The organism is Kineococcus rubinsiae, assembly GCF_011839805.1.
GTDB lineage: Bacteria > Actinomycetota > Actinomycetes > Actinomycetales > Kineococcaceae > Kineococcus > Kineococcus rubinsiae.
Map to the genome: position 1 here is coordinate 1 of NZ_VWPY01000072.1, position 18,046 is coordinate 18,046.

General features: G+C 75.4%; 17 protein-coding genes and 1 pseudogene. 12 read left to right on the forward strand and 6 right to left on the reverse strand.

Annotation, left to right across the window (positions count from 1 at the left end; translation table 11 throughout):
- Positions 1-840, reverse strand: an 840-nt coding sequence (locus F1544_RS21145; protein ID WP_167588181.1) for an RsbRD N-terminal domain-containing protein, incomplete at its 3' end; no start/stop codon positions are given.
- A 167-nt stretch (positions 841-1,007) separates the two neighbouring features.
- Between F1544_RS21145 and F1544_RS21150 the strand changes: the two genes are divergently transcribed.
- From F1544_RS21150 to F1544_RS21180, 7 genes are all read left to right on the forward strand, one after another.
- Positions 1,008-1,856 carry a nitrilase-related carbon-nitrogen hydrolase gene (locus tag F1544_RS21150; RefSeq protein ID WP_167588182.1) on the forward strand — a complete coding sequence of 283 codons (849 nt, stop codon included), beginning with the start codon at positions 1,008-1,010 and terminating at the stop codon, positions 1,854-1,856.
- The gene (hydA, locus tag F1544_RS21155) at positions 1,853-3,274 is read left to right on the forward strand and encodes a dihydropyrimidinase (RefSeq protein ID WP_167588183.1); all 1,422 of its coding nucleotides are present in this window, start codon (positions 1,853-1,855) and stop codon (positions 3,272-3,274) included. The genes F1544_RS21150 and hydA overlap by 4 nt, the downstream gene beginning before the upstream one ends.
- Before the next feature lie 110 nt (positions 3,275-3,384).
- Positions 3,385-4,425 carry a TIGR03842 family LLM class F420-dependent oxidoreductase gene (locus F1544_RS21160; protein ID WP_167588184.1) on the forward strand — a complete coding sequence of 347 codons (1,041 nt, stop codon included), beginning with the start codon at positions 3,385-3,387 and terminating at the stop codon, positions 4,423-4,425.
- A gap of 25 nt (positions 4,426-4,450) precedes the next feature.
- Entirely contained in the window at positions 4,451-5,434 is a 984-nt protein-coding gene (locus F1544_RS24975) for an ABC transporter permease (RefSeq protein WP_208972354.1), read from the forward strand.
- Positions 5,431-6,240 carry an ABC transporter ATP-binding protein gene (locus tag F1544_RS21170; protein WP_167588185.1) on the forward strand — a complete coding sequence of 270 codons (810 nt, stop codon included), beginning with the start codon at positions 5,431-5,433 and terminating at the stop codon, positions 6,238-6,240. Before F1544_RS24975 ends, F1544_RS21170 begins: the two co-directional genes overlap by 4 nt.
- Positions 6,237-7,016, forward strand: a complete 780-nt coding sequence (locus tag F1544_RS21175) for an ABC transporter permease (protein ID WP_208972355.1) — start codon at positions 6,237-6,239, stop codon at positions 7,014-7,016. The genes F1544_RS21170 and F1544_RS21175 overlap by 4 nt, the downstream gene beginning before the upstream one ends.
- Positions 7,016-8,185, forward strand: a complete 1,170-nt coding sequence (locus F1544_RS21180) for an ABC transporter substrate-binding protein (RefSeq protein WP_167588186.1) — start codon at positions 7,016-7,018, stop codon at positions 8,183-8,185. Before F1544_RS21175 ends, F1544_RS21180 begins: the two co-directional genes overlap by 1 nt.
- A 48-nt stretch (positions 8,186-8,233) precedes the next feature.
- Here F1544_RS21180 and F1544_RS21185 read toward each other — a convergent pair whose 3' ends face one another.
- Complete coding sequence (locus F1544_RS21185; protein ID WP_167588187.1) at positions 8,234-9,019, reverse strand: SDR family oxidoreductase; 786 nt, start codon at positions 9,017-9,019, stop codon at positions 8,234-8,236.
- Positions 9,020-9,065: 46 nt separating this feature from the next.
- Complete coding sequence (locus tag F1544_RS21190; RefSeq protein ID WP_167588188.1) at positions 9,066-10,226, reverse strand: baeRF2 domain-containing protein; 1,161 nt, start codon at positions 10,224-10,226, stop codon at positions 9,066-9,068.
- 156 nt (positions 10,227-10,382) lie between these two features.
- On the opposite strand from F1544_RS21190, the gene F1544_RS21195 reads away from it, so the two are divergent.
- The gene (locus tag F1544_RS21195; RefSeq protein ID WP_167588189.1) at positions 10,383-10,889 is read left to right on the forward strand and encodes a mycothiol transferase; all 507 of its coding nucleotides are present in this window, start codon (positions 10,383-10,385) and stop codon (positions 10,887-10,889) included.
- A 99-nt stretch (positions 10,890-10,988) separates the two neighbouring features.
- Entirely contained in the window at positions 10,989-13,247 is a 2,259-nt protein-coding gene (locus F1544_RS26625; RefSeq protein WP_167588190.1) for a HelD family protein, read from the forward strand.
- Here F1544_RS26625 and F1544_RS21205 read toward each other — a convergent pair.
- On the reverse strand, positions 13,237-13,983 hold the full coding sequence (locus F1544_RS21205) for a sulfite exporter TauE/SafE family protein (protein ID WP_208972356.1): 747 nt from the start codon (positions 13,981-13,983) through the stop codon (positions 13,237-13,239). The genes F1544_RS26625 and F1544_RS21205 overlap by 11 nt on opposite strands.
- A 62-nt stretch (positions 13,984-14,045) precedes the next feature.
- On the opposite strand from F1544_RS21205, the gene F1544_RS21210 reads away from it, so the two are divergent.
- Together F1544_RS21210 and F1544_RS21215 are read left to right on the forward strand one after the other, a co-directional pair.
- On the forward strand, positions 14,046-15,041 hold the full coding sequence (locus F1544_RS21210; RefSeq protein ID WP_167588191.1) for a sigma-70 family RNA polymerase sigma factor: 996 nt from the start codon (positions 14,046-14,048) through the stop codon (positions 15,039-15,041).
- Positions 15,042-15,045: 4 nt separating this feature from the next.
- Positions 15,046-15,429 (forward strand): VOC family protein, encoded by a 384-nt coding sequence (locus F1544_RS21215; RefSeq protein WP_167588192.1) that lies wholly within the window; start codon positions 15,046-15,048, stop codon positions 15,427-15,429.
- Here F1544_RS21215 and F1544_RS21220 read toward each other — a convergent pair.
- Both F1544_RS21220 and F1544_RS21225 read right to left on the reverse strand, forming a co-directional pair.
- A complete protein-coding gene (locus F1544_RS21220; protein WP_308470240.1) occupies positions 15,383-16,207 on the reverse strand; it encodes a putative protein N(5)-glutamine methyltransferase in 825 nt (274 codons plus the stop codon). The genes F1544_RS21215 and F1544_RS21220 overlap by 47 nt on opposite strands.
- Before the next feature lie 94 nt (positions 16,208-16,301).
- Positions 16,302-17,069, reverse strand: a complete 768-nt coding sequence (locus tag F1544_RS21225; RefSeq protein WP_167588193.1) for an SDR family NAD(P)-dependent oxidoreductase — start codon at positions 17,067-17,069, stop codon at positions 16,302-16,304.
- A gap of 179 nt (positions 17,070-17,248) precedes the next feature.
- Between F1544_RS21225 and F1544_RS21230 the strand changes: the two are divergent.
- Positions 17,249-18,046 (forward strand): annotated as a pseudogene (locus F1544_RS21230) (DNA-binding protein); the annotation flags it as partial.

Genomic DNA, 18,046 nt, shown 5'->3' on the forward strand with positions numbered 1-18,046 from the left:
CACCTGCTCGGCCGCGCGCACCGAGCGGGGCACCCGCGCCAGCCCGTGCGCCAGGGGCCCGACCCCGCAGGGCACCGCGCGCAGCACGGCCGGCAGCGGCGGCCGGCCGGCCGGCTCCTCGCCCCGGCGGGCCTCGCGGCGGCGGACGGCGAGGACCACGGTGGCCCCCTGCCAGGGGTGGACCTGCAGCCCGTGGCCGGGGTCGGCGCGCAGCGCGGCCGTCAGCGCCGCCTGGGCCCCGGCGGGGACGACGGCGACCACGACGTCGTCCCCGCGCGGGAACCCCAGCACGCTCGCGGCCCGCGCAAGGACCGCGTCGTCCTCGCCGTCGGACTCCAGGAACGCCTCCACCACCCGGCGGCGGTCGCGCCCGCGCTCGAAGGCCAGCGCCGTCGCGGCCTCGTGGTAGCCGACCTGGACGTCGAGGGAGTGCTCCTCGACGGCCTGCCACAGCTGCACGGGCAGGGTCACGGCCGCGGCCAGCTCGGCCGGGCTCAGGCGGTCCGCGAGCACCTCCCACAGCACGCGGAAGTGCAGCCGCGTGCCGGTCGTCAGCGCCCCCAGCGGGACGTCGAGGGCGGCGCGGTGGCGGCCCACCTCCCGGGAGAGCTCGACGAGGCGCTCCGGGACCGGCAGGTCGGCCAGCCGGCGCAGCACCCGGTCGTAGGTGCCGACGCCGTCGGCCTGCAGCCGGTCGGTGTCCACCGCGCCGTCGGAGTAGGGGACGACCTGCAGCAGCTGCCCGACGAACGTCGCCGACAGGGCGTCCACCTCGCCGAGGAGCTCCAGGAGCACCGACCGCAGCGCTGCGGTTTCCGCGACGTTTCGGGCGTTGTGCACGTGCCCACCGTAGTCGCCGGAACCCGGGCGCGGGGAACCTTGTCGCGGGTCCGGCCGCGGTGGAGGCTGACGGCGTCGGCGGAACGGCGACCGTGCCGCCCGTCCCGCCCTTCCCGCAGCCCCGTCGGTTCAGAAACCCCGGTTCGTCCAGAAGCTCAGGAGCCCCCATGACAACGGTGCGCGCAGCGCTCGTGCAGACCGCCTGGACCGGCGACAAGGAGAGCATGGTCGCGGCGCACGAGGAGTACGCCCGGCAGGCCGCCGCCCAGGGCGCGCAGGTCGTCTGCTTCCAGGAACTGTTCCACGGCCCCTACTTCGGCATCACCCAGGACGCCAAGTACTACGACTACGCCGAGTCCGTCCCCGGCCCGACCGTCGCGCGGTTCCAGGCGCTGGCGGCGGAACTCGGGATCGTGATGGTGCTGCCGCTGTACGAGGAGGAGCAGCCGGGGGTGCTCTACAACACCGCCGCGGTCGTCGACGCGGACGGCCGCTACCTCGGCAAGTACCGCAAGCACCACATCCCCCACGTGGACCGGTTCTGGGAGAAGTTCTACTTCCGCCCCGGCAACCTCGGCTACCCCGTCTTCGACACGGCCGTGGGCCGCATCGGCGTCTACATCTGCTACGACCGGCACTTCCCGGAGGGCTGGCGCGCGCTGGGTCTCGCCGGCGCCGAGATCGTGTTCAACCCGAACGCCTCCAAGCCGGGGCTGTCCAACCGCCTGTGGGAGCTGGAGCAGCCGACGGCCGCCGCCGCCAACGGCTACTTCGTGGCCGTCCCGAACCGGGTCGGCCGCGAGACGGGCGAGTTCGGCGAGGACGCGGTGGAGTTCTACGGCTCCAGCTACGTCGTGGACCCGCAGGGGAACTTCGTCGGCGAGAAGGGCAGCACCAGCTCGCCGGAACTGCTCGTCCGCGACCTCGACATGGACATGATCCGCAAGGTCCGCACCGACTGGCAGTTCTACCGCGACCGCCGCCCCGACTCCTACGTGGACCTGGTGCGGCCGTGAGCGCCCGCACGCTGATCGCCGGCGGCACGCTGATCTCGGCCACGGGGGCGACCCCGACCGACGTCCTGGTCGACGGCGAGGTCGTCGTCGCGCTGCTCGCCCCGGGCACGGGCGACGCCTTCGAGGTGGACACCCGCATCGACGCCACGGGCACCTACGTCCTGCCCGGCGGTGTGGACGTGCACACGCACATGGAGATGCCGTTCGGCGGGACGGAGGCCTCCGACACGTTCGAGACCGGGACCCGCGCGGCCGCCTGGGGCGGGACGACGACCATCGTCGACTTCGTCGTGCAGCGCACGGGCGAGGTCGTCGAGGAGTCCCTCGCCGCCTGGCACGCCAAGGCCGACGGGAAGTGCTCGATCGACTACGGCTTCCACATGATCCTCGGCGGGGTCGACGAGGACGCCCTCAAGGCCATGGACTCCCTCGTGGCCCACGAGGGGATCACCAGCTTCAAGCTCTTCATGGCCTACCCGGGCGTCTTCTACTCCGACGACGGGCAGATCCTGCGGGCCATGCAGCGCGCGTCGTCCAACGGCGCGACGATCATGATGCACGCCGAGAACGGCACCGCGATCGACGTCCTCGTGCAGCAGGCCCTGGCGCGGGGGAACACCGACCCCGTGTTCCACGGCCTGACGCGCCCCGCCGCCATGGAGGCCGAGGCGACCAACCGGGCCATCGCGCTCGCGGAGGTCGCGGGCGACACCCCGCTCTACGTCGTGCACGTCTCCGCGACGCAGGCGCTGGCGCGCATCGCCGAGGCCCGCAGCACGGGGCGCAACGTGTTCGCCGAGACCTGCCCGCAGTACCTCTACCTGACGCTGGAGGACCACCTCGGCGCCCGCGGCGACGACGGGTTCGAGGGCGCCAAGTACGCCTGCTCGACCCCGCTGCGCAGCAAGCACGAGACCCACGCCGCGGACCTGTGGCGCGGCCTGCGCACCGACGACCTCGCGGTCGTGTCCACCGACCACTGCCCGTTCTGCTTCAAGGACCAGAAGCAGCTGGGCCGCGGCGACTTCTCGAAGATCCCCAACGGCATGGGCGGGGTCGAGCACCGCCTCGACCTCGTGCACCAGGGCGTCGCCGACGGCCACCTGTCGCTGCAGCGCTGGGTCGAGACCTGCTCGACCACGCCGGCGCGCATGTTCGGGATGTACCCCAGGAAGGGCGTGGTCGCGCCCGGCTCCGACGCCGACATCGTGCTGTACGACCCGGCCGTGACCACCCGGATCAGCGCCGCGACGCACCACATGAACATCGACTACTCGGCGTTCGAGGGGTTCGAGCTCTCGGGCGGCGTGCGCACCGTGATGTCGCGGGGCTCCGTCGTCCTCGACCGCGGCACCTGGTCCGGGCGGGCGGGGCACGGGCAGTTCGTGCGCCGCGGCCTGTCCCAGTACCTGAGGTGAACCAGCACCCGCGCTGACCTGCACCTGCGGAACCAGCACCCGCGCTGACCTGCACCTGCGGAACCAGCACCTGCGCTGACCTGCACCCACCACCAGAGAGGATCCGCGCAGTGGACTTCGGCGTCGTCCTGCAGACCACCCCCCCGGCCGCCCGGGTCGTCGACCTCGCGCGGCAGGCGGAGAACTTCGGGTTCAGCCACGTCTGGACCTTCGACTCCCACGTCCTGTGGGAGGAGCCCTACGTCATCCACTCCGCGATCCTGCAGGCCACCCGCAAGGTCGTCGTCGGGCCGATGGTCACCAACCCCGCGACGCGGGAGTGGTCCGTCACGGCCTCGACGTACGCGACGCTGAACGAGATGTACGGCCCGCGGACCATCTGCGGCATCGGCCGCGGCGACTCGGCGGTCCGCACCCTGTCCGGGAAGCCCACCACGCTGGCCACCCTGCGCGAGAGCGTCCACGTCATCCGCGAGCTCGCCAACGGCCGGGCCGTGGAGCACCGCGGCCAGACCGTGCGGCTGCCCTGGGCGCCCGTCACCGGCCCGCGCGACCGCACCGAGGTGTGGGTCGCGGCGTACGGGCCGAAGGCGCTGCAGCTCACCGGGGAGGTCGCCGACGGGTTCATCCTCCAGCTCGCCGACCCCGACATCGCGGCGTGGACCATCCGCAGCGTCCGGGAGGCCGCCGAGCGCGCCGGCCGGGACCCGGCCGAGGTCAAGATCTGCGTGGCCGCACCGGCCTACGTCGGCGACGACTCCCCGGAGTCGATGGCGCACCAGCGCGAGCAGTGCCGGTGGTTCGGCGGCATGGTCGGCAACCACGTGGCCGACATCGTCGCGCGCTACGGCGCGGACGGCGGCGTCCCCGCGGCCCTCACCGACTACATCGCGGGCCGCGAGAGCTACGACTACAACGAGCACGGCCGCGCCGGGAACTCCCACGTCGCCTTCGTGCCCGACGAGATCGTCGACCGGTTCTGCCTCCTGGGCCCGGCCGAGGCGCACGTCGCGAAGCTGCGCGAGCTCGAGGCCCTCGGCGTGGACCAGTTCGCCGTCTACCTGCAGCACGACGCCAAGGAGCAGACGCTGCAGGCCTACGCCGACCACGTCCTGCCCGCCCTGGCGCGCACCGCGACGGCCGTCTCGTGACGCCGCCCCCGCCGGGCGCCGGCGCGTGAGCGAGCTCCTCGCCACCCAGATCGCCGCCACCGCACCGGTCACCGCGGGCCGGGGCGGCTCCCGCGTCCGCGACGGCCTGCGCCGCAGCGCGATGGCCCTGCTGGGCGTGCTGGTCCTGCTCCTGCTGTGGGAGCTGTACCGCGCGCTCGGGCCGCAGGCCGGCGTCGAGGTCGGCGGGCAGCGCGTCCTGCCGCGCGCCGACCCCCGGTCCATGCCCGGTGTCCTCGACGTCCTGCGCGCCGTCGGCGAGCCCGAGGTGGCGGTGCCCGGGTCCCGCAGCGTCGGGGTCGCCGTCCTCGCCTCCGCCTGGGGGACGCTGAAGATGGCGCTCGGGGGCTGGCTGCTCGGGGCCGTCGTCGGCATCGCCCTGGCCGTGCCGATGCAGCGGTTCCGCCTCGTCGAGCGCGGCCTGCTGCCCTACGTCGTCCTGAGCCAGACGGTGCCCATCATCGCGATCGCCCCGCTCATCTCGGGCTGGGGCGGGCGCCTGCAGCTGACGCCGACCCTGTCGTGGCAGCCGTGGATGTCGGTCGTCGTCATCTCCGCCTACCTCGCGTTCTGCCCCGTCGCCCTCGGGATGCTGCGCGGGCTGCAGGCGCCGACGGCCGCCTCGGCGGAGCTGTTCACGAGCTTCGCCGCGACGTCGCGCCAGACCCTGCTGCGCCTGCGGGTCCCCGCGAGCCTGCCGTTCCTCGTGCCGGCGCTGCGCCTGGCCGCCGCGCAGGCAGTCGTCGGCGCGATCGTCGCGGAGATCTCCACGGGCACCCGGGGCGGGATCGGGCGGCTGATCCTGCAGTACGCGCAGCAGGCGACCTCCTCCCCCGGCCGGCTGTACGCGGCGATCATCGGCGCGGCCCTGCTCGGTCTCGTCGCCGCCGCCCTCGTCAGCCTGCTCGACGTCGTCGCGCTGCGGCCTGGACGCTCCCGCCGCCCCGCACCCCGCACCACCCCGCACCCGACCCCCGGAGGAGCGACGTGACCGGCACCGCCGCAGTGGAGATCAGGGGGCTCGAGCAGCGCTTCGAGACCCGGCGCGGCAGCGTCCACGCGCTGACCGGCATCGACCTGCGCATCGAGGCGGGCAGCTTCGTCTCCCTCATCGGCCCGTCGGGCTGCGGGAAGTCCACGCTGCTGCGCTGCATCGCCGACCTGGTCACCCCGACCGGCGGCGAGGTCCTCGTCGGCGGGGTCAGCGCGCGCCGGGCCCGCGAGGAGCACCACTACGGCATCGCGTTCCAGGCCGCCGGGCTGCTGGACTGGCGCACGGTGCAGCGCAACGTCGAGCTGCCGCTGGAGCTGCACGGCGTCGGGAAGCGGGACCGCGCCGCGCGGGCCGCGCACCTGCTGGAGATGGTGGGGCTCGCGGACTTCGCGCGGATGCGCCCGGCCGAGCTCTCCGGCGGCATGCAGCAGCGCGTCGCGATCGCCCGGGCGCTGGCCGAGGAACCCCCGCTGCTGCTCATGGACGAACCGTTCGGCGCGCTCGACGAGATGACCCGCGAGCGCATGCAGGCGGAGCTGCTGGCCATCCGCGAGCGCACCGGCACCACCGTCGTCTTCGTCACGCACTCCATCGCCGAGGCGGTGTTCTGCTCCACCCAGGTCGTCGTGATGTCGGCGCGGCCCGGGCGGATCGTGCGGGTCGTCGACGTGGACCTGCCGACGCGCGACGAGGACGCCCGCGAGCACCCGAGCTTCTTCGCGGGCATCACCGCCGTCCGCGAGGCGCTGCGCGGCCGGCCCGTGCGCGGCGTCCCGGCCGGCCTCGGCGGGGACGACCGGTGAACGGCCTCCTCGCCCACCGCCGCGCCGCCCTCGTCCTGCCGCCGCTGCTCGCCGGCGTCGCGGCGCTGGCGATCTGGCAGGCCGTCGTCGTGCTGGGGAGGATCGCGACGTTCGTGCTGCCCTCGCCGACCGCCATCGCCACGGCGTTCGGCACGGTCGCCCCCGACGTCGTGACCGCCGCGACCGCGACGGGCACCACGGCGCTCGTCGGCCTCGTGGCCGGATCCCTCGCGGGCGTCGCGGCCGCCGTGCTCGCGGCCCGGCTGCGGGTGTTCGACGAGGTGCTCAGCCCGCTGTCCGCCGCCGCGAACGCCATGCCGATCATCGCCCTGGCGCCGGTGTTCAACGCGATGTTCGGCTCCACGAGCCCCGTGCCGCGCCGCCTCGTCGTCGCCGTCGCGGTGTTCTTCCCGCTGTTCGTCAACACCGCCCGCGGCCTGCGGCAGGTGTCCCCCGTCCACACCGAGCTCATGCGCTCCCTCGACGCGACCGGCTGGGCGTTCACCCGCCACGTGCGCCTGCCGGGCGCCGTGCCGCACCTGTTCACGGGGCTGCGCCTGGCCTCGTCCCTGTCCGTCATCGCCGCGGTGGTCGCCGAGTACTTCGGCGGCCGCCAGGACGGGCTCGGTTCCCGCATCACCTCCGCCGCCAGCAACTCCGCCTACCCGCGGGCCTGGTCCTACGTGCTCGGGGCCGTCGCCCTGGGCCTCGTGTTCTACCTGGTCGCCCTCCTCCTGGAGCGGCTCCTGTCCCCCCACACCCGGAGGTCCCTGTGATGTCGAACGTCAGCCGTCGAACCGTGGTGGCCGGTGCGCTCGGGAGCGCCGTCGCCGTCGGCGCCGCCTCCTGCGGGACCGCCGAGCAGGAGGACCCCGCGACCGGGGCCTCGTCCTCCTCGTCGGGCTCCGCGGGCGGTTCCGCGAAGGTCAAGCTGCAGCTGCAGTGGGTCACCCAGGGCCAGTTCGCGGGCTACTTCGCGGCGCTGGACCAGGGCTTCTACACCGCCGAGGGCCTGGACGTGGAGATCCTCGAGGGCGGTTCCGACATCGTCCCGCAGACCGTCCTGGCCCAGGGGCAGGCCGACTACGCGATCGCCTGGGTCCCCAAGGCGCTGGCCTCGCGGGAGCAGGGCGCGGCCATCACGAACGTGGCGCAGATCTACCAGCGCTCGGGGACCCTGCAGGTGTCCTTCGCCAAGGCCGCGATCACCGCGGTCGAGGGGCTGAAGGGCAAGAACGTCGGGAACTGGGGGTTCGGCAACGAGTTCGAGCTGTTCGCGGCCATGACCGCCGCCGGGCTGGACCCGAGCAAGGACGTCACGCTCGTCCAGCAGCAGTTCGACATGCTCGGCCTGCTGCAGGGCGACATCGACGCGGCCCAGGCCATGACCTACAACGAGTACGCGCAGCTGCTGGAGGCCGAGGACCCGGCGACGGGGAAGCTCTACACCCCCGCGGACTTCACGGCCCTGAACTGGAACGACGTGGGCACCGCGATGCTCCAGGACTCGATCTGGGCGAACTCGGAGAAGCTCTCCGACCCGGCCTACCAGGAGCAGACGGTCAAGTTCGTCAAGGCCAGCATCAAGGGCTGGGCCTACGCCCGGGACAACCCCGAGGCGGCGCGCGACATCGTCGTGGCCAAGGGGTCCACGCTCGGCGCGAGCCACCAGCTGTGGCAGGTCAACGAGGTGAACAAGCTCATCTGGCCCGCCACCGCGGGGGCCGGGGTCATCGACGAGGCCGCGTGGGACAAGACCGTGGCGATCGCCCGCGACACCCGCAACGCCGAGGGCCAGACCGTCATCACCAAGGACCCCGACGACGGCGCCCACACCAACGAGTACGTCCTCAAGGCGCTGGAGGAGCTGAAGGCCGAGGGCGTCGACGTCACGGGCGAGTCGTTCCAGCCGGCCACGGTCACGCTCGCGGCCGGCGGCGCCTGAGCCGCGCGCCGGGGACGCCCACGACGGGCCTCCGACGATCGGGCCGCGTCAGCGGACCGACCACCCGCCGTCGGAGGCGATGGTCTGCCCGGTGACCCACGCGGCCTCGTCGCTGAGCAGGAAGGCGACGAGGCGGGCCGCGTCGGCGGGGGTGCTCCAGCGCCCGCCGGGGCTGAGCGCCGTGACCGCGGCCCGCGAGGCCTCGTCGGCGTAGCCGGTGTCGTTGGGGCCGGGGTCCACGCAGTTCACGGTGATCCCGCGCGGGGCCAGGTGCGCGGCCAGGCTGCCCGTGAGCTCGTGCAGCGCCGCCTTGGAGGCGATGTAGGGCAGCTCCCCGGGCATCGCCCCGTGGTACTGCCCGGAGGTGAACCACAGGACCCGCCCGCCCGGGCGGCCGTCGTGCTGCGCGGCGAACGCCTGCGCCAGCAGCAGGGTCGCCCGGGTGTTCACCGCGTAGGAGAGGTCCAGCTCTGCGGCGGTCAGCTCCTCCAGGGACTGCGCCGAGCTGCGGGCGTGGTTGGCGACCACCGCGTCGACGTGCCCGAACGCCTCACGGGCCTGCGCCACGAGCCGGGCCGGCGCCCCGGGGTCGGCCAGGTCGGCGGACACGAGCTGCACGCGCCCCCCGGTCGCGTGCAGCTCGGCCGCGAGCGCCTCGGGGCCGCCCTCGTCGGCGCCCCAGGGCTGCTCGGCGTCCGCGGGTGACCAGGCGTGCAGGAGGACGGCGGCCCCGTCGGCCACCGCGCGGCGCGCGATCGCGGCCCCGATGGCGATGCGGCGGCTGGCCCCGGTCACGACGACGACGCGGCCGGCCAGCGGCGGGGAGGCGGTCACCCGGCCATCGTGCCCGCCGCGCCGCCGCCGGTCACGGGGGTTCTCGTCAGCCCCCCGTCGAGGGGTCCGCGTAGCGCAGGACCGCGCCCACGCCACCCGCGAGGGCGACCTCGCCGTCGATCAGCTGGATGCCCGCGTCGGTCGCCGCGAGCGCCCGCACCAGCACGGCGTCGGCGCGCGCCTGCACGGGCTCCGCGACGCCCAGGGCCCGGACCTCGTCGGCGCTCGTGCCGATCACCAGCGCGTCCGGCCCGGTCCACAGGACCTCGGTCGACGTCGGGTCGTCGTTCAGCAGGAGCGTCTGCACCTGGCTGCGGCGCAGGGCGTCCACGACGCCCGCGAGCCCCTCGACGGCCCGCCCGGCACCGCCGCTGCGGTCCGGGCCCTGGCCCGTGCGGGTGCGGCCGATCTCCTGCTCGAACTCGGCGACGACCGCGGCGCACCGCTGCTCGCGCACCACCTGCAGCGCCTGCTCGACGCCCGCCTCGAAGGCCTCCTCGTTCGTCCCGTCGCCCCGGCCGCCGGGGATGTCGACGAGGTGCTCGAGGACGGCGTGGCTGGCCTTCGCCTTCAGCGCGGCGACGGCCTTCGTCTCCCCCGCGAGCAGGACGACCTCGGGCCGCTCCTCGCGGACCAGCCCGTCGAGGTCCTCGGCGACGGCCTGCGCGTTGTGGTCCCAGCTGTCCTGCACGGCGTGCTGGTAGCGCAGGTGGGCCCACCCCCCGCCGCGGATCTTGTGGATGAGGTCGTGGTCGCCCTGCACCGTGTGCGTGTCCTGGATCCCCAGCGCCTTCGCGGACGTGCGCGTCGAGGTGATGTCGGCCCCGGTGCGGTCCAGGACCACGAGGACGTAGCGGACGTCGTCGGCCAGCGCGCGCACCAGCGGCATGAGGTGCGCGACGGGCCCCGTGACGGCCTCCTCGCGCAGCGGCGGCACGGGCAGCAGGACGTCCAGCTCCAGCCCGTGCGGGCAGGCGACGATCGCCCGCCCGACCCGGCCGGGGGCGCCCACGGTCTCGCCCGCGAGCCCGTCGATGGCCGCGATGGCCGGGGCCGGCGCCCCCTCGGCCTCCAGGCGCCGGCGGGCGTCCTGCCACCGCACGGCGATCTCGTGCGCCCCGTTCTCGGTGTCGCGCGAGACGTCGACGTAGACGCTCACGTGCGGGCCCGGGTCGGTGGCGATCTCCTTCAACCAGGTCAGCTGCACGGTGTTCCTCCTCGTGACGTGTCCGGCCGGTCCGCTCCGACTACCCCGTCGCGCAGCGCTCATGCCGGTTCGGCGCGGACGGGCGGGCCCCCGCCCGCGGCCGTAGCGTCGCCCGCGCAGCGACCGCTGCGGCGCAGGCGAACCCCAGGAGCTCACGTGGACAGCAGGGACCTCCTCCTCGAGGCCTACGGCCGCCTCCCCGACCGCGTGCACGCGGTCACCGACGGCATCGACGACGCGACGCTCGCCCACCGCCCCGGCGGGGACGGCAACAGCGTCGCCTGGCTCGTCTGGCACCTCACGCGCGTGCAGGACGACCACGTCAGCGAGGTCGCGGGCCACGAGCAGGCCTGGACCGCCGGGGGCTGGGCCGACCGCTTCGGCCTGGACCTGCCCGCGGGCGACACCGGCTACGGCCACACCCCCGAGCAGGTCGGGAAGGTCCGGGCGAGCGCCGAGCTGCTCGCGGGCTACTACGACGCCGTGCACGCGCAGACGCTCGACCACCTCCGCACGCTCGACGACGCGGCGCTGGACCGCGTGGTCGACGACTCCTGGGACCCGCCCGTGACGCTGGGCGCGCGGCTGGTCAGCGTCCTGGACGACGACCTCGAGCACGCCGGGCAGGCGGCCTACGTGCTGGGCACCCTCGGGGACGGCTGACGCCGCCGGGCCCCTCGCCCGGGGCCTGGGGGCCGCGACTACGGTGTTGCGGTGCTCCTCGCCCGGGGAGGCGCCGGGCGAGGGGAAGAGACCGCTTTCGTGAGCCAGCCGACCGAGCCCCGCTCCCCCGAGGTGGTGGAGGAGGACGCCCACGTCGGCACCCTCTACGCCCGCCTCGACGCCCTGCGCGAGCAGACGGCCGAGCAGCTCGCCGACGTCCGGCGCACGGTGGCGACGGGCACCCACCAGAGCCGCTTCGAGCGCGACGCCTTCGCGACGCTCTACGAGGACCGGCTCTCGCAGCTGTGGTCGGTGGAGAACCGGCTGTGCTTCGGGCGCCTGGACCTGCAGCCCGGCACCGAGGACCCGCGGCGCTACGTCGGCCGGCTCGGCCTGGCCGACGAGCGCGGCACCCAGGTGCTGGTCGACTGGCGGGCCCCCGCGGCCCAGGACTTCTACCAGGCCACGGCCGCCTCCCCCCGCGACGTCGTGCGCCGCCGGCACCTGCTGACCCGGGGCCGCCACGTGACGGGCGTCGACGACGAGGTCCTCGTCGCGGCCGAGGGCGAGCGCACCACGGGCGACGCCGCGCTGCTGGCCGCCGTGACCGCACCCCGCACGGGCCGGATGACGGACATCGTCGCCACCATCCAGGCAGAGCAGGACCGCGTCATCCGCGCCTCCGAGCGCGGCGTCCTCGTCGTGCAGGGCGGCCCCGGCACGGGCAAGACCGCGGTCGCGCTGCACCGCACGGCCTACCTGCTCTACACGCACCGCGAGCGCCTGGCGCGCAGCGGCGTCCTGCTGCTCGGGCCGAGCCCGGTGTTCCTGCGCTACGTCGAGCAGGTGCTGCCCGCGCTCGGCGAGACCGGCGTGGTCCCCTCCACCGTGGGCGACCTGTTCCCCGGCGTCACGGCGACCGGGGAGGAGACGCCCGGCGCCGTCGCGGTCAAGGGCGACCTGCGGATGGTCGACGTGCTCGCGGCCGCGGTGGCGCAGCGCCAGCGGGTCCCCGAGCGCGCCGTGACCCTCGACGTCGACGGCACGCGCCTCGTCCTGCGCCCGGACGCCGTGGTGAGCGCCCGCACGCGCGCCCGGCGCAGCCACCGCCCGCACAACGAGGCCCGCGTGGTGTTCGTCCGCGAGGTCCTCACGGTCCTCGTGAACCAGCTCGCGCGCGGGCGCGGGGTGGACCTCGGCGAGGAGCGCGAGGACCTGCTGACCGAGCTGCGCGAGAACGTCGACGTGCGCCGCGAGGTGAACCTGCTGTGGATGCCCCTGACCCCGCAGAAGGTCCTGGGTGCGCTGTACCGCAACCCGTCCCTGCTGGCGCGGGTCGCGCCGCAGTTCGGCGCCGACGAGCGTGGCGAGCTGTTCCGGGAGACCACCCGGACGTGGACCGAGTCCGACGTCCCCCTGCTCGACGAGCTCGCAGAGCTGCTGGGGACCTCGGAGGAGGCGGGCCGCGCCGAGCGCCGCGACGCCGAGCGCGAGGAGCAGGTCGCCTACGCGCGCAAGGTGCTGGAGGACTTCGAGGCCTCCGGCGTCGGGAACCCCCTGGTGAGCCCGGAGCTGCTGGCCGACCGCTTCTCCACCGACGGGCCGACGGGCACCGTCGCCGAGCGCGCGGCCGCGGACCGGACCTGGGCGTACGGCCACGTCGTCGTCGACGAGGCCCAGGAGCTCTCCCCCATGGCCTGGCGGCTCGTGGAGCGCCGCTGCCCGTCGCGGTCCATGACGCTCGTGGGCGACGTCGCGCAGACGTCGTCGGCGGCCGGGGCGTCGAGCTGGGCGGAGGCGCTGCGCCCGCTGGTCGACGACCGCTGGCGCCTGGAGGAGCTCACGGTCAACTACCGCACGCCCGCCCGCATCGCCCGGGTCGCCGCCGACGTGCTGGAGGTCGCGGGCATCGACGCCAAGCCCCCGACGCCCGTGCGCGAGGGCGACTTCGAGCCGGAGGCCCGCCGGCTGGCGTCGGCCGACGACGTGGCCGGGGTCGTCGCGGCCGTGCGGGCCGAGCGCCGCGACCTCGCCGAGGGCCGCCTCGCCGTGCTCGTCGCGCAGGAGGCCGGCCCGCTGGGCGCCGCGGCCCTGCGCGCGGCCGTGGCCCGCGAGCTCCCGGCGGGCTCCGTCGCCGCCTCCCACGACGACCTCGACGCCGACGTCAGCGTGCTCGACGTCCAGCGCGCCAAGGGCCTCGAGTTCGACGTCGTCGTGGTGGTCGAGCCGGCCGCGGTGCTGCGCCGCCCGCGCGGCGCGAACGACCTCTACGTGGCGCTGACCCGGGCCACGCAGAAGCTCGTCGTCCTGCACGCCGAGGCGCTGCCCGAGGGGATGCGCTCGCTCGTCAGCGCGTGACCCAGAGGCGGACGGCGAGGCCCAGCCCGGCGACCGCGATGACGACCCGCAGGACGCGCGGGTCGATGCGCCGCAGCACGACCGGGCCCAGCCGCCCGCCCGCCACGCAGCCCACGCCCAGCGCCAGCGCGGCCCACCAGTCCACGGGCCCGAACACCGCGAACCCCAGCGCCGCCACGGTGTTCGCGGCGCCCGTCAGCATGTTCTTCAACGCGTTGTTGCGGATGAGCGACTGGGCGTGGGTCAGCTCGCACAGCGCGAGGACCAGCACGCCCGCGCCCGCGCCGAAGTAACCGCCGTAGACGCCGACCACGCCGAAGGCCGCGAGCACGAGAGGGTTGCGCGCGCTGGTGCGCCCGGGCCGCAGCCGCTGCAGGCGGGGCTGGGCCAGCATGAGCACCGAGGCGAGCGCGACGAGGAACGGCACGACCACCTCAAACGCCCCGGGGTCGGTGGTCAGCAGCAGCACGCACCCCAGCGCCCCGCCGAGGGCCGCGACGGGCAGCAGCCGCAGCACGTCGCGGCGCTGGCCCACGAGCTCGGGGCGGGAGCCCACCGCCGTCCCGGCCGTGACGCCCAGCAGGGCGAGGGTGTTCGTGACGTTCGCGGCGAGCGGCGACAGCCCCGTCAGCAGCAGCGCCGGGTAGGACACCAGCGAGGCCAGCCCGGCGGTCGAGCCCACGAGCCCGGCACCGGCCCCCGCGAGCAGGAGCAGGAGGACCTCGGTCACCGGCACGGGTCACGATCCAACCAGTCCGGCTCTTCTCCGCTGTCGGTGGCGTGTGCTGTCCTGTTCCGGTGAGCGCGGACACCTCCACCGACACCGCCGTCGACGCCGCCCAGCTCGAGCCGCGCCTGGCCGAGCACCGGGGCCAGCTGACGGGCTACTGCTACCGGATGCTGGGCTCGGCCTTCGACGCCGAGGACGCGGTGCAGGAGACGATGCTGCGGGCCTGGAAGGGCCTCGACGGCTTCGAGCAGCGCTCGGCGCTGCGCTCCTGGCTGTTCCGCATCGCGACCAACGTGTGCTTGACGATGATCGAGAGCCGCTCCCGGCGGGCCCGGCCCATGGACCTCAGCGCGACGGCGTGGGAGCCGGTCGAGGCCTCCCTCGGCGCGCGCCGCCCGGAGGACACCTGGCTGGAGCCGATGGTGGACTCCCGCGTCCTGCCCAGCGCCGGGGACCCGGCCGAGGTCGCCGTGGCGCGCGAGTCGGTGCGGCTGGCCTTCGTGGCCGCCCTGCAGCACCTGCCCCCGCGCCAGCGCGCGGTGCTGCTGCTGCGCGACGTCCTGCGGTGGAAGGCCGACGAGGTCGCGGCCCTGCTGGAGTCGACGACCGCGTCGGTGAACTCGGCCCTGCAGCGCGCCCGCGCGACCCTCGCCGACCTGCCCGGCACCGGCAGCGGCGCCGAGCTCAGCGCTGCCGACAAGCAGCTGCTGGAGCGCTACGTCGCGGCCTTCGAGGCCTACGACATGGCGGCGCTCGCGACGCTGCTGGCCGACGACGTCACGCAGAACATGCCGCCCTTCGAGATGTGGCTCGAGGGCGCGGACGACCTGCGCACCTGGATGCTCGGGCCGGGGCACGGCTGCCGCGGGTCGCGGCTCGTGCCCGTCGGCGTCAACGGCCAGCCCGGGTTCGCGCACTACCGCCCCAGCGGGCCGGGCGGGGCGCACGAACCGTTCGCGCTGGTCGTGCTGGAGGTGCGCGACGGTGCGGTGCAGGCGATCACGTCGTTCCTCGACACCCGGCTGTTCGCCCTGTTCGGCATCCCCGCGACCCCGCAGGCCTGAGCCCGTGTTCGCCGACGTGCCCGCGTTCTCCGGCTTCTCGGTCGACGACCCGGCCGCCGCCCGGGCGTTCTACGCCGACGTCCTCGGCGTGCGGACCCTCGACGTGGGCGGGGGCATGTTCCGGCTGCTGCTCGGCGGCGGCGCCGAGGTCCTCGTGTTCCCCAAGGGCCCCGCGCACGTCCCCGCGTCCTTCACGGTCCTGAACTTCCCGGTCCCCGACGTCGAGGCCGCGGTCGACGCGCTGGCCGCGGCCGGGGTGCGGCCGGAGCGCTACCCGGGGATGGCGGAGAAGACCGACGCGCGCGGCATCTTCCGCGGCGGTGGCCCGCTCATCGCGTGGTTCACCGACCCCGCGGGGAACGTGTTCTCGGTCCTGCAGCAGGACTGACCCCGCGCACGACCGTCGCGCCGCCCTCCGGGGCAGTCAGCACGTCGGCCCGCAGCCCGGCGGCGGCGAAGACCGCCGCGGCCACCGGCGCCTGCTCCTCGTCGACCTCCACGAAGAGGCGTCCGCCCGGGGCGAGCCACTCCCCCGCCTCCGCCGCGACGCGGCGGGCGACGTCGAGGCCGTCGGGTCCGCCGTCCAGCGCGGTGCGGGGTTCGTGCAGCCGCGCCTCGGGCGGCAGCAGCGCCACCGCGGCGTGCGGGACGTAGGGGACGTTTGCCAGCAGGACGTCCACGCGGCCGCGCAGGTCGTCCGGCAGCGCGGCGAAGAGGTCGCCGTGGTGGACGGTGCCGCCGACGGGCGCCACGGCCCGGCGCGCGCACGCCACGGCGGCCGCGTCGACGTCGACCGCGTGCAGCCGCACCCCCGCGACCGCGGTCGCCACGGCGAGGCCCAGGGCGCCCGAGCCGCAGCACAGGTCGAGCACCACCGCGGCCGGCGCCGTCGTCCCGACCGCGCACGCGACGAGGAACTCCGTGCGGCGGCGCGGCACGAACACCCCGGCGTCCACCGGGACGCGCAGCCCGCAGAACTCCGCCCAGCCGAGGACCACCTCCAGCGGCTCCCCCGCGACGCGGCGCGCCAGCAGGGCGGGCAGCTCCGCCGGGTCCGCCTCCAGGAGCAGCCGCGCCTCGTCCTCGGCGAACACGCAGCCCGCGGCGCGCAGCCGGCGGACGAGCGCCGCCTCGTCGAGCACGTCGTCGAGCGGTCCCGTCGTCACCCGGGAAGGCTCCCGGTGCCGCGTCCCGGGGTCAACCACGGTCCCCGCCGTGATCGTGCAGGGACCACCTGCACGACCACGGCGGGGTCGGGGGTCAGTTGATGTGCTTGCCGCCGTCGACCTGGTAGCTGGCGCCGGAGACGAAGCCCGCGTCCTCGGAGAGCAGGAACGAGACCATCGCGGCGATGTCGGCCGGGGAGCCGACCCTGCCCACGGGGATGCCCGCGGACATCGCGGCCTTGCGCTCGTCGGTGAGCGCGCCGCCCATGATGTCGGTGTCGACGGGGCCGGGCAGGATCGCGTTGGCGGTGATGCCGTGCGGGCCGAGCTCGCGCGCCGCGCCGCGGGTGAGCCCGAGCACGGCGGCCTTGGCGGCGGCGTAGGCGGACTTGGAGAACGTGCCACCGCCGTCGACGGCGGTGATGGAGGACGTGTTCACGATGCGCCCGACGCCGACCTCGACCATGCGGCGGGCCGCGGCCTGGATCATCAGCAGCGACCCGGTGGCGTTCACGGCCATCGTGCGGTTCCACTCCTCCAGGGTGATCTCCAGCAGCGGGGTGGGGTTGGCGATGCCCGCGAGGTTGACGAGGCCCACCACGGGCGGCAGGTCGGCGTCGAAGAGGGCGAAGGCGGCCGCGACGGACTCCGGGGAGGCGATGTCGGCGGCGGCGCCGACGACCTGCGCGCCAGTGGCCTGCAGCTCCTCGGTGATCTCGGCGACGCCGGGGGCGGAGATGTCGACGAGGCCGAGGCTCCAGCCCTCGCGCGCCAGGCGCCGGGCGACGACGCGGCCGATGCCGCGGGGAGCACCGACGCCCGTGACGACGGCGGTGCGCTGGGCCGGGAACTCTGCTGCCATGAGGGAGATCTCCTGGATCGGTGGGGACGGCGGACGGACCTCGACGGGTCCGGCTCGCAGCCGCACCGTCGTCGGTCCACGCGGGACCTCCCGCGCAGGAGGAAGAGTGCCCCCGCAGCGGGTGCCACCGCGACCTGCCCCGCGCGCCGGGCGAGGCCCGGGCTCGTAGAGTCTTCCGGATGCCTCCCTCCGCCGCCCCGCGCTCCCTCGCGGAGGAGCTGCGCTCCCGCCCGGACGGGGAGCTCGAGGAGCTGCTCGCCGCCCGCCCCGACCTCACGGCCCCGCTGCCGACGTCGACCACGGCCCTGGCCACCCGCCTGACCACCCGCGCGAGCACCCAGCGGGCGCTCGAGCGCCTGGACGCCCCGACGCTGCAGGTGCTCGAGGTCCTCGCGGTGCTGCCGGACCCGACCACCAGCGGGGCGGTCACGCGCGCCTGGGGCGCCCGGGCGACCGACGTCGTCGCCGACCTGCGCCGGCGGGCGCTGGTGTGGGGCGGCGACCGCAAGCTGCACCTCGTGCACGCCGCGCGCGACCTGCTCGGCCCGCACCCCGCGGGGCTCGGCCCGCCGCTGGCCGACGCGCTCGGCCGCCGCTCCCCGCAGCGCCTGGCGGACCTGCTGGAGGACCTCGGCCTCGAGGTCAGCCACGACCCCGAGGTGGCGCTGGCCCGCCTGACCGAGCACCTGGGCGACGTGGGGCGCGTCGAGGCGCTGCTGGAGCAGGCGCCGTCCGGCGTGCGCTCGCTGCTGGAGAAGCTCACCTGGGGCCCGCCGACGGGCGCGGTCGAGCGCGCCGACCGGCAGGTGCGGGCGGCGACGTCGGCCAGCCCCGTCGACTGGCTGCTCGCGCACGGCCTGCTCGCCGTGGCCGGGCCCGGCACCGTCGTCCTGCCCCGCGAGGTCGGTCTCGCGCTGCGCGGCGGCCGGGTGCACCGCGCCCCCGACCGCACGCCCCCCGCGCTCGCGGTGCAGCAG